Source organism: Bradyrhizobium sp. SZCCHNRI20481 (assembly GCF_032485055.1).
Classification (GTDB): domain Bacteria; phylum Pseudomonadota; class Alphaproteobacteria; order Rhizobiales; family Xanthobacteraceae; genus Bradyrhizobium.
In genome coordinates, this window is sequence record NZ_JAUEUE010000011.1 from 176,741 (window position 1) to 188,977 (window position 12,237).

At 63.3% G+C, this 12,237-nt stretch carries 7 protein-coding genes; 2 read left to right on the forward strand and 5 right to left on the reverse strand.

Features of this window, described 5'->3' with window-relative positions; genetic code table 11:
• The first annotated feature begins 1 nt into the window (after position 1).
• Both QX132_RS19420 and QX132_RS19425 read left to right on the forward strand, forming a co-directional pair.
• The gene (locus QX132_RS19420) at positions 2–826 is read left to right on the forward strand and encodes a phosphoadenosine phosphosulfate reductase family protein (RefSeq protein ID WP_316162446.1); all 825 of its coding nucleotides are present in this window, start codon (positions 2–4) and stop codon (positions 824–826) included.
• 7 nt (positions 827–833) lie between these two features.
• Complete coding sequence (locus QX132_RS19425) at positions 834–1,241, forward strand: hypothetical protein (protein WP_316162448.1); 408 nt, start codon at positions 834–836, stop codon at positions 1,239–1,241.
• Positions 1,242–1,479: 238 nt separating this feature from the next.
• Here QX132_RS19425 and QX132_RS19430 read toward each other — a convergent pair whose 3' ends face one another.
• Genes QX132_RS19430 through QX132_RS19450 form a run of 5 tightly spaced genes read right to left on the reverse strand, consistent with a single transcriptional unit; the run spans position 1,480 to position 12,095 of the window.
• Positions 1,480–2,340, reverse strand: a complete 861-nt coding sequence (locus QX132_RS19430) for an SIR2 family protein (protein ID WP_316162450.1) — start codon at positions 2,338–2,340, stop codon at positions 1,480–1,482.
• Positions 2,340–3,392, reverse strand: a complete 1,053-nt coding sequence (locus QX132_RS19435) for a DUF262 domain-containing protein (protein ID WP_316162452.1) — start codon at positions 3,390–3,392, stop codon at positions 2,340–2,342. Before QX132_RS19435 ends, QX132_RS19430 begins: the two co-directional genes overlap by 1 nt.
• A gap of 59 nt (positions 3,393–3,451) precedes the next feature.
• Positions 3,452–8,779 carry an FtsK/SpoIIIE domain-containing protein gene (locus QX132_RS19440; RefSeq protein WP_316162454.1) on the reverse strand — a complete coding sequence of 1,776 codons (5,328 nt, stop codon included), beginning with the start codon at positions 8,777–8,779 and terminating at the stop codon, positions 3,452–3,454.
• Positions 8,776–10,329, reverse strand: coding sequence for a hypothetical protein (locus QX132_RS19445; protein WP_316162456.1), 1,554 nt, complete (start codon positions 10,327–10,329; stop codon positions 8,776–8,778). The genes QX132_RS19440 and QX132_RS19445 overlap by 4 nt, the downstream gene beginning before the upstream one ends.
• 2 nt (positions 10,330–10,331) lie before the next feature.
• Positions 10,332–12,095 (reverse strand): hypothetical protein, encoded by a 1,764-nt coding sequence (locus QX132_RS19450; protein WP_316162458.1) that lies wholly within the window; start codon positions 12,093–12,095, stop codon positions 10,332–10,334.
• Positions 12,096–12,237 lie beyond the last annotated feature (142 nt).

The following is a 12,237-nucleotide window of genomic DNA, read 5'->3' on the forward strand; positions in this document are numbered from 1 at the left end:
CATGGAACGGCACGTGCTCGGAATTTCGGGAGGGCGCGACAGCGCGGCGCTGGCCGTTCACATGCGTCGTACCCGTCCCGACCTCGACATCGAATACTTCTTCACCGACACCGGCAAGGAGCTTCCCGAGGTCTACTCGTTCCTGGGAAAGCTCGAGGGTTTCCTCGGGGTCCCGATCCAGAGGCTGAACCCCGACAGAGACTTCGATTTCTGGCTCAGGGAATACAACAACTTCCTACCCTCGCCGCGGACGCGCTGGTGCACGAAGCAGTTGAAGCTCCGGCCCTTCGAGCGATGGCTCAGGCCCCACCTCGACGCCGGGGTCACCGTCTACAGCTACGTCGCCATCAGAGCCGACGAGAACCACCGCGAAGGACTGACGGCCACGCATCCCAATCTGCGCGTGGTCCTGCCGCTGCGGGAGCGGGGCATCGACAAGAACGGCGTCATCGAGCTTCTGGACGGCGCCGGCATCGGTCTGCCGACGTACTACCGTTGGCGCTCCAGAAGCGGCTGCACGTTCTGCTTTTTCCAGCAGAAGATCGAGTGGGTCAATCTGCTGCGCGAACATCCCGATGCGTTCGAGGAAGCGAAGAAATACGAGAAGAACGCGCTCGACCACGGGTCCCCGTTCACGTGGACCGAAAGGGAATCCTTGGAAGAACTCGCGCAGCCGGAGCGCATCGCGGACATCGAGAAGCAATTCCAGATCCGTCAGGAGCGGCTGAAGGCGAGACGGCGCCCGAACGCGCTCCGTCCGGACGAGGCGATCGACGAGATGCCGTTCCAGGACGACGGTGCCGGCTGCCTCGTCTGTCACAAGTGAGGATGCCATGACCACCGAAACGGGCGACGGTCCCGCATCCCCCACGGTCAGCGAAATCTATAAGGAGCAATATGCTCATTTCCGGAGCATGAACGACATCCTGTACAAGATTCCGCCGCTGTTCGGAGCCGTGGTCGGCGGCCTCTGGTACGTCGCCCTTCAAAATCTCCCGTCGGACAAATGGCTGGCCCGAGCGGTGCTGTTCTTTGCGGGATTGTCTTGCGTCGGATTCGTGCAGGTCATGCAGCGCTTCAGCATTGCGTTCAAGCTCTATCTGAAGAACCTGAACAAGCTGGACGGCGCCTATGCCGTGAAGATCGACGGCGGCTTTTCGACGATCGACGTGATCAAAACGATGCTGTGGGTAGCCGCGGCCGGATCCGGCATCGCCATCGTCTACTCATTCTACAATTAGGATCTCGCTCTACGAAGTCCTGCCCGATGCACCTCTCGTCGGCGGAAACGCGCCTAGGAGAGCCCTCGAGCCGTCGCTCGCCCGTGATCGCCTGGCCAAACCGGGGCGAGCTTCCTCGGCCGCGTATGCCGACGAGATGGGCATCTCGAGAAATCCGTGGACCTCAGAGGTGGCGGCATCGTCCGCGCGGAGCGTAGGCGAGGCCGCCCCGCTTGAGCCGCGATTCTTCTGCTTCGCCCTAGGCGGACGCGTGGAGCGCTTCGATGAATTGGGTGACTTCTTCGTAGTCGTTCGCTTTGCTGACGGGAACGAGCTGGACCTTCATATCCTTGAACCACCGTTCCCGCTCGACGCCCGTCGTATCCTCCTCCGCCATCAGAGCGAAATGACTAGGGCCCGAGGTGGTCGCAAATACGTCAGATATGTAGCTGAGCAGCAGCTTTATTTCCGGGTCGGTCATCGAGGCGCCGACGAATATGATGGTGAACATTGTGAACATCGCAGAGAGAAGGCTCTGGTAGGCGCGCTGGCGATAGACGATATCCCGGTAGTCCATTTCCGTCAGCACGATCCCGTTCCCGACACGTGACGCGTCTCCGTGGGCCTTCAAGATGAAGAACTCGCGTTTCGAAAGGCGTCTTTGAATCTCGCCAGAGTCCAAGAACGTACAGACCGCCACGTCGTACATGCCGCTCGCTCGGTAAGCCTGTTCTAGGAGGGTGTCGTAATTCGTCGTCAGGACGAATTGCAGCCGATCGGCCTTCGTCAGCGTCTGATGGAGTTCAGTGGGCCGCGGCTTCGGCTCGATGAACGTCTTCACCACGAACTCGTCAAAATAAGCGGCGAAGTCCTCCTTGAGGCCACCCGCAACCATCAGATACTTCGACGGATCGGCCACCAGCTTCCTGTAGTCCGCCACCTTTGCGTCATCGATGACCCGATGCCCGCGCGCCTCATCGATCATACTGGACAACAGCGTGCCCCACGACGGCAGCCCGGCTCCCATGGAGGCACCCGCCCCTACTAGCACCGCGCAACGCTTCTCCCTGTACGCCTGCTTGAGATTGTCCGGGATTCTGCCTGGATCGAAAGCGGCCATCATGATCCTCCGTCAATATCGGGGCAAAAAGCGTTGAGAGCCCTGGCTCTAACCTCGATGTTGCCGGCCGTTCCGCCTTGTACGCGGAATGCGATAAGATATTCGTAAAGATACCGATCCAAAGTTCTGACCCTGCGACGTCCGCGGATGAGCACCTCGGGTTCAGCGGTATATTGGCGGCGCAGATCGTCGAACGATCGATAGGCGGCGAACAGCTTGTCGGGATCCACGACGGCCCCCGCCCGCTGACGGGTCAGCACCAGCAGGCACAAGTCGACGAATATCCACTTCTGCGTTATCTTGAAATTCGCCAAACGGTTGACTGCGGCCAGGACGTTCAGGACGTCTCCGACATCGGATGAAAGCTCGAGAACCTCGTTGCGCCGGTCGGGCCCGAACTCCTTGAACATCCGACGCAAGTCGGGCGCCTTCAGGTCGCTTGAGGCGCCATAAGCAGCGATCGCGAAGGCGTGCGCAGCGTAGTCCTGCCGCTTGTACCGATTGTCCGGGATCCGGCACTCTTGAAAGAAGACATGGGACGTCGCGATGGCGTCGACGACGTGACGCATCGGGCCGCCGAGCGCATTGCGCAGTTCGGCAGGGTTCAAGGATACTCCCATCTGAAGTCTGGAGAACAGATTGGTGATCTCGTCCGGTGTCGACTTCACGATCTCGGCGACCGATGCGCTGAACTTCGTGAATTTCTTCCTCAGATCCTTGTGCATGGACGAGAAGGTGTGCCCGGCCACCGCATGACCTTCGATCTCGGGAAGCGGCTCGGGATAATCCAACCGAAGATTTCCTGCACGGAATTCCCAGATGGCTCTGAGGCGTTGTTGACCGTCGACCGCATCGTAACCGTGCGGCCCGCCGGACGCGAGCTTCCTGAGATAGATCTTAGGAATATCCATTCCTCTGAGAATGGAATCGATGAGAAGGACTTGCCGTTGAGCCTTCCAGGCCGGGCCGCGCTGCCAAGCAGGATTGAGATTGATCGAACTCCGCTCTCGATAAAGGCGGTCCAGCGTCCATTGACGCTGACGGATCTGCATCGTCTTTACTCGCTAATATCGTGTTGAAGATTTACGGTCCCTCAAAAGTCGTTTCGTTTCTACTCCGCGGCGACTCCCATCACCGCAATATCGCTTTCCCTTATCGCTTCGACCGCGGCCTCGATGTCGGCATCGGACAGGAAGGGCGCCTGCGCGAACACGATAGCCGGCTCGCCGCTCAATTTGGCGGCCAGATGTCCTTGCCCCAACAGCGCTTCCGCCCCCTTCTGACCGAGCGCGATCTCCGACGTGCCCACGCTCGCCACCTTCAGGATCAGACGATTGCCGAGATTGTCGCGCAGTTGGATCGGCATGACGTTCGCATCCGGCCGTTGCGCTGCGAAGATCAGATGGATGCCGGCGGCCCGGGCCTTCACGCCGAGTCGCTGCACCGTGGTCGCGACCGCGTCCTTGTAAGTTTCGGTGAGCATCCATTCCGCAAACTCGTCGTGAACCAGGAAGACGAGCGGCAGCCGTTCCGATGCGGGCTTCGCCGCGTTGAAGGAGCGCAGATCGCGAACGCCTTGCGACCGGAACAATTCGTACCTTCTGTCCATCTCGGCGACGAGGGTCTCGAGCTCTTCCTGGGCTCGCGCCTGATCCACGACGATACCGCCGCGGACGTGCGGGAGGCGCTCGACCGCCGAATAGTCGACGCCCATCTTGGGATCGATCAGAACGATCTGCGCAAGCGTGCTCGGATTGGTGGCCGCAATGTCGAGGATAATAGCCTGGATCAGGACCGACTTTCCGCTTCCCGTGGCACCCGCGATGAGCGTGTGAGGATCGTGAGACTGACCTCCCCCGAATGCGGAGCCGAGGTTCAAGTAGAGGATTTCCCCGTCCAACTCGCGCAGGCCCAACACGAAGGACGTGTTCTGGCCGGCTGCGTTGCGGTTCACTTCCCGCCTCGCCCAGACGTCCCAGAGAGATACGACCTGCCGGGCCGGTCTCGCGACCGCGACCACGATCTCTCCCGGCAACGGGGAGATCGAGACGAGGCGGAGGCCGTGGGTCGTGAGAAGAGCCGATTCGCGATTCTGGATGTCTTCGATACGGAGCCGGTCCGATCCGACGAACCGGATCAGAGCGGCGTTGGGCGTCAGCCTGGTGCCGGCAATCCTGGCCTGCAGCCCGTAGCCGAGAAGCGCGGTCCGGAGCTTTTGCGCCGTGCCGTCGAGCCAGGTTTGGTCCGCCTGCGAGACCGATGCGTTCTGCAGCGCGCGACTCTCGATCAAAGAGAGGATATCTCTCGGCCCGTCGGCCTGCGGCGCCGGCGCGGCAGCGGAGCTCGGCTCCGGCGCGACCGCCGCTCTGGCCGGCGAAGGCCCCGGCCCGCTCGAAGGCGAGAGCGCATCCGATGTCGGAGCCGGCGCTGCGGCCGACGTCGCTGCGGCCGCTGCCACCGGGCCGGAAGCTCCGGTCACCGGCGCGGGGCCTGTCTGTGCGAAGTCGGTGGATCTCACGACCCAACCGACGCGCGGCGCCGGTTCGCGTGACTGTTCGTTGGTCCAAGGTCGCTCCGGTCCCAAGGCCTCGCGAACGGGGGCAAGCGGCGAGCGCATCTCGTACGATTTGACCAGGTCGCGGAGGTTCTCGCGACCGAACATCTCCTGCAGGCTGTTCGGGATTTCGGCGACGGTCTCCTGCTCGCCGGGCACCGTGGCGTCCGCAGGTCCTCTGACAAAGACGTGGGAGTAGCCTCGCAGATCGATCGGGACCGAGCCCTTGCGCATTCCGTCGCGCACCGCCTCGAGCGTCAACGACTCTCCCAACGCCGCCGTTCCATCCAACAGCAGATCGGATATTCTGGAGAGCCAGAGATCGCGGTCGAGCCGCCCCGGATCTCCGAACAGAGCATCCTCCATCCGCTGCACGGTCTGCCGCAACTGATTCTTGGACGTCCTGCGCGCATCCGCCGCGGCTTCCGCGCCCACGTACTTCGCCTCGGTGACGATCGCGCGCAACCGCGGTTGACCGTCGGCCCCCTTCGTGACGCTCAGCGCCAGTATGTCCGCGATGCCCTGCTCGCGCTGCCCCAACCATTCGGCGTAGTCGTCCAGCAGGAACCAAGCTACGGAAGACCGCGCGCCGAGCTCCTCGGCGACGAGCGCACGACTCAGCACGAGACCGATCAACTCGCCCGCCGAGACCCCTCTTCTCGCGGCCCTGAGGACGATGTCGCCGGAAATCGCCGAAGCCTCGTCGATCATCCGCTGGGCCAACGCCGATAGCCGATCGTCGGGCAGGCCTAGGCTGAGTTCGGCCAAGCGGCGCTGGACGAGGACATGAAGCAGCCGCAACTCCGATGTCGAGGAAACGATCATGTTGCGTCCGTGAGTCCGCTGGCGTCGGTAGCGGATCACGTTGATGTTCTGCGCCTGAAGCTGTCTCTTGTCCAAGAGGTCGTCGTAGGTGGCGACCCATTCGGCAAGACCGTGGACCTCGTCGAACATCGACTTCAGATTCTGGTCGCCGAAGGAGATCTCGCGCGCCGGCAGCATGTGCTCCGTGGGAGCCACGCCTCTCTGCCTTACGACGGCCGCGACGGCATCGAGATAGGCCCATCCCGCCTGAGGCTGCCGCGGGCAAGCCAGATAGCTCGTGGCCTTCAGTTCGTCTTCGGCGGTGACCCGCCGGTAGGACCACCTTGCAGGGACGTGATCGAGGATGTCCGGCAGAGACGCCGGGACGGGAACGGAAAACCATTCCTGCTTGGCCTGCCTGGACACCACGTCGTGCAGGAAAGCGACGTCCACCGAATGCTCTTCTGAGGAAGCGCCGCCGCCGTCGAGCATGACGCCGATGCGCAGCTTGGACATGAAGTTTCTGGAGGTCTCGCTGACCACCAACGTGTCCGGATCGCCCTCGGGACGCTCCAGAAGCTCGCCGTAGACCTTGCCGAGCTTCTTCCTGTCGCGGTGCCGGACGAGCACGTTGCAATGCATCTCGTCCTCGTCGTGTACCGATCCCAGCGCGTTGACGGTGGCGAGCGGAAGGCCGGCCGCGTCGCAGTTGTAGAGCATGATGCTCAAATTCGAACGCTCATGCGGTTGCAGTTCGAGATACCTTTCCAGCAGCGCCCTGATCTGCTTGGCCGCCTCCGACGGATCGACATCGGTCGACGCCTCCGACGGATCGCGCACCGGGCGCTCCATCAGACTGTACTCGTTGAGCGTACCGGTCTCGGCGACGAGAACCGGCTCGGCTCCCTGGTAGGCGACCGCTATCTCCGGATAATACGGGTGAGCGAGCTCCTCGCGGAGATCGGCGAAGAACAGTCTCGGATCTCCGAAGATCACGTCGTCCGCGTTCAAGAGATGCGCCGCCAATCCGGCGACGCCCCGAGCCTTGACGGCGCTCGCGGCGAGCCTGAGCGGATGCCATGGCGCGACGATGCTCGAAGGCGCTCCGCCGGAGACCGCCACGCAACCCAGCGCCAGCACGGGCTCCCAGAGCTCGCGCCGGTTCAGATCGCCGGGCGCGTGGCTGGCCAGCGTTCTCAATAGCTCGCCGTATCGTTCGGACTGCGACAGAAGATAGCCGCTGGTCAGCCCGTCGCTCCTGAAAGCCCGGATGGCCTTGGCGTACTCGTCGGTGAACGCAGTCCACGCGGATCCGATCGCCGCGAACGCATCCGCCGTCAGTCGCCCGGCCTCCGATGCGGCCTTGAGCGATCTCGGATAGGACTTGCCGACGTCCTCTCCGCCGTCCAGACGCGGCACCAGCGACCCCGAGTCGGAACGAAAGGCCGGCTGAAGGGTCGAGACGTCGCTCAGCGAGACCGCCTGCAGACCGCCCTTTCGGCTCATGGGCTGTCGCGCGACGCTGGACCGGACCAGCGGGCGGCGCGTCAGCCGATCGAGGTCGTCCCGGAGCTCGATGCCGATAGCGTCGGGGCGTCCGTTCCAGATCAACTGAACCGTGATCTTTTCCGCACCCACCTTGAGGATGAAGTCGAACTTGATCTGGATCGCGCTCCGGGAGATCGAAACATTGGGCTTGTAGCCCCTTCGCCTGGACGCGGACTCCAGCAGCGCCTCGTATTCGAAAAGATGCGAAGTGTCCCACTTCACCTTGTCGCCCATCAGGCCGGGAAGGCCCCGGTAGCGAACAGCGAAGGAAGTCGCCACGTCTGCGTTCAGTTCGAGCCATTGGTTCTTCGTGCGCCGCGTCGTACGGATCTCGAGCGCGCGATTGGGCTGGAGCTGGCCGGCCTTCCCGTAGAGCCGTTCCAAGGCGAGCAGTATGCCTTCCAGGAAATCCGTGCACTCGATCGGCCTTCCGAAGACGAACCGCTCCCATTTCGCGCGAAGCGACCGGTCTCGGCCCACTTCATCGCGATGGGCTTCGAAGAACTCGCGATCGTCGTCGCGCGGCTCCTTCCGGGACGTCGCCGCGCGAAGGTAGGATTTCTCGGCATCGCTCAGGCTGTCGGGTAGCTCGAACTCGAAGAACTCGAGGGTTTCCTGGAAGAGGTGGACCTTCCTCTGCTTTAGGCCCGAGAACACGAGCAGGATGTTGTCGACCTCCCACTCGAATTTCGCGAGCTCGGCCGCCTCGGCGCCCCAACTGGGCGGAGACTTGATGAAGCCTTCGATGGCCGCGTGAGCCGCCGGCGGAATGTCGTCGCGGACGGCGGCGAACTGCGTCCTGAGTTCCTCCGCTTCGATGACCTGCCGCGGCGACCTCTGCTTGAGAAGGAGAGGCCGGCAGTCGGCGACGAGCTTGCCGAAATTGCGCTTCCACCGCGTGCTCGACGTCAGCCCCTTCTGTTGGCCGGCGAGGAAGTACCCGGAATGCCGCGGGAGATGCAGGGCGGGAAGCGCCCAGCCCAGAGCTTCCAGGATCGGTTTCGAATCCTCCGCGACGGCGGAGCGCGTCAGTTCGACGTAGTTTGCGACCTGGTGCAGCGTCCAATCGTCGGCGGCGGAAAGCCCGCGAAGCGCCGCTTCCCAAATTGCCTTGTGTTCGTCCGGAAGCCCGGTACCCGCGCTGGCCGCCTGCACCCACAACTTCGGCTCTTCCGTCAACTGCTTCGCACCGAGCAGCGTGACGTCCTGCAGGGATTCTCCCTGGTCGTCGTCGTTGTTGGCGAGAAGCAGCGCCGGCAGATCGCATTCCGCATGCCGAAGCGCGACCGTCCTCTCGTCGGTGAGGACCTCTTCCGGCAGACCGAAGCGCGCGACCAGACCTCGCGGAATCCTCACGGCGATCTTCGCCGCGGTCTCACGGTCGGCGAGGAGCGCTTTCACGATCGCGGCCACCTGATCGCCCGTCAGTTGGTCAAGCATGAAGCGTGCGATGCCGTCGCCGTCCGCGGACGATCTGAGGCGCTCTCTAAGCGACGCGGCTCCGACTGCGCCGAGTATGTCCAGACCGTTCACCGCGTCACCTTCCTTCCGAACGGATTCTCGACGTATGCGCACGAATCCGAAAGGCGCTTGAGCAGTCCGAGACTCGCGAGGCGGTCCTCGAGACGTCGGGCATTGTCGGAGAAGTCCTCCTGGTCCGCCTCGCCGCTCGATATGAATTTCTGGGCCTGGTGGTCGCCGACCACGATTCCGTAGCGATCGTGGAGGTAGGCGAGGAAATCCTTGAACTCCATCCTCACGTCCACGCAGCACACCACCAGCGTCTTGAGCAGCCGATCCGTCGGTGCGTACCGCACCCGGCGGCTCGCCCGACGCGACGAAAGACCGATGAGCCGGGCCCACGTTCCGTGAATCTTGCCGACGTGCTGCTTGTGCCGCGAGATCGCCTTCTCGACCAGAGTTTCCAGCAGATCGCCGGGCGTGCGGCGCTCTTCGTCCGCCTCGATGAAATCGTCCGGGATGTCGAACTTGGCGACGAGCAGGTCGAGGGTGTTCGCGACGGGCTCGGCCGAGGATGCGGCGGCCGACCATTCAGGCGTATCGGCCACGCGCCTGACGTAGCGCTCGATCGCCTCCTGAGGCAGAGCGCTGTTGCGCTGGAAGGAATCCGCGGACAGGTCCCGGACAACCGAACGCTTCGGAGAAACGATCTCGCAGACCAGCGACGTATCCTCGTCCCGCCCGAGAACCTCGGAGGCTCGCCGCAGTTGGTAGAGGAGAAGGCCGAGGCCGGTCATCGTCACCAGGTGGGGAATCGCGTCGTAGATCGGCATGTCGCGGTCGAGGATCGAAAGCCAATCCTCGGCGAGCCTGTCGAACACCGGATGGCTTCGGCAAGGCACGTAGGCCCCGGCACGTTCGTTCCGCGCGAATTGGGGTTCGCCCTGAAGAACCCGCACGAGTCCGTCGTACGGAGCCTTGGCGCCGAACAGCCGTTCGACCAGAACGCGCCGAAGCTCGTCCACGCGGGCGCTTCGGCACAACATCAGATAGAGGACCTCGCCGGTGCGAGCGAAGAACCGGCGATCGGTGGATACGTTCGACCCCTTCGCCTGCACGTTGGCATCCTCGTACAGGGCGTTCGGTCCGAAGGGGAAGACGAACTTCGAACTCCACCTTTTGTTGCTCGCTCCCTCGATGGCCGAACTCTGCAGGAACGAGACGATGGCCGCGAAATCCTCGAAGCTCTCGAAGCGGTCGCGGAGGTATCCGAAATCGGCGTCGTCCAGGCCGCCGGCGTTCTCGCGCATCAACGCCAACCAGGTGCACCACATCGCGTCGTCGGATCGGTCGCCGGCGCGGACGGTCGCGATGTGAGGATTGTTGAAAAGCAGGTTGCGCAGACGCAATTGCTGCTGGGGACGATAGGAAAGTCCGTTGAGGTTGGTTTCGCGCAGGGCGCGACCCTGCGAGTGTTCCGCGTGGAGAACGCCGAGGAACTCCATCATGGTCAGCCAGGGCGTCTGCTCGTCGTAGAGCCTGTGACCCCAGATTGCTTCGTCGACCCACATCTGCGGGCCGGTGCCGTCGTCGTGCCCTGTGGGGCGCGGAAGAATCTCCATGCTCACACCCTTACGACGACGCGACGCGGTTGGGCGCGGCCGTCGCTGCCCACTTCGATGAAGCGCAGCATCAGTTCGCCCTCCGCGGGAGCACCGTCCTCGTCGACAACGCGGCGCCGGTCGGTCGCGCTGAGAAGCTTCGCCTTGAACGCCAGAAGATCCTCGTGGCACTCCAGCGAAAAACTGCTCGGCAGAGCGCCTTCGGCGACCCGTCCGAGAAACTCGAACCGGGTGGGCGTGAGCGATAGGACGACCGGTCCCGGATCGTCTCCCCGGGAGACCCGCACCTTGAGCGAAACGCCGCGCTTGGCCGTGAGAGCGAGCGTCACCTCCTCCCCCTGGTGGCGCGGCACGGATATCGTTTCGTCGAGCAAAGGACTGGTCTTGGACTGCGAGTGACTGCCGGACGTGGCGAGCACGAGTTCGTCCTGGTTCTGCACGAGCATTCCGGTGAAGACCCTGTTCAGGCCGCGCATCAACAACGGCATGACGCCTCTCGGTGTCCCCTGGTTGGCCCGCAGCTTTGTGACCATGTCGAGGTAGTCGCCGCCGTAGCGGAAGACCGTCAGATCCCAAAGCTCGAAATCCGCGGCGTGGTCCTCCGGCAGCGTGAAGAACAGCCGCTGCCTCTGCGAACGCAACATCGGCAGAAACGCATCGCGGGTGTCCTCGTCCGCGCCTTCGAGATAGGCGCGCTGCGCCCCCGTGTACGCGGGCGTGCCGCCGTACACCGGATCGACGAGGACCAGCGATTCGTAGTTGGCCCGAAGCTGCGGATCGTCCGCGCCGTAGACCAGCAGATCATCGACCTTGTTGCTGGTCTCGGATCCGATCCCGAACGAGTTCAACTTGCGGAACAGATCCGTCTTCTCGGCCCGCCGGGAAGATAGGTTTTCCCCGAACACGTTGCGATAGATGCTGGCGAGATGCCCGGCACCCCGAGACGATATCTCGGCGACCTGACCGCACGACATCAACCCATCCTTGGCGGCGGGATGCCCGAGGAGGATGTTCGTCACCAGCGCCAAGGATTGGCGGACAGGAAAGTGCACGCCGTTCTGTTCGCTGAGCTCGACGAGCGCCGTCAGCCGCTTGCGGAAGACCGCGCCCTGCGAAGGGTGCTGCAGCCTCGTCCGGTTCTCCATGATGGGACATTCGTTGGCACCGTCCCGCATCGGACACGCGGCGCAGTCGCTCCAACCCGGATGGGACGTCACCTTTTCGATGATCATCCCGATCATCTCGGAGGCCGGCGCTTGGCTGAGATCCCGTAGACGGATGTGCACGCCGGGATCCGGATTCGTACCGGTGACGAGCAGTCCCTCGATCGCGCGGGTCATCGACTTCAGCGCGTCCGTCTGCGGCGCGGCCTTCAGCTTCTCCAGAAGCTGCCCGTGATTCGCCGCCACGAGGTACACTCGCGACGCGGCGCGACTGCCGACGTCGCCGGCCATGCGCCCGAGCAGGTCGGCGCTTTCATCGGCCCGCAGTTCGCTAAGATCCTTGACGATCACGAACTCGCGCGATCCGACGGACAACGTCTGGACCTTGTCACCCCGATTCCAATCGGTGTCTGAGCCTCCCAACGCGCTCCAGACCTCCCGGCAGTGATAGGTCTTTCCGTCGCCCGCCGTACCGGTGAGGATTTCGGTGCAAGGCTCGTCCGATCTGAAATTCTCGATGACGACGTCCAGAAACTGAGCGGGAAGCACGAGCGGCTCGATCCTGTGCCGCTTCAGCGCGCGCTGGATCGTCTCGTCGTACATGTTGTCGTTCGTCGGTATCGGACCATAGCTCCTAAGGAACTTGATCCAGCGATTCTCGGGCCCCGCGGGCATCGTGCTCCGTTTCCCCCAACCACGTGCTTCCGCCCGTCGGGCGCGCCGTAATTCACATCATGGGCGTGCA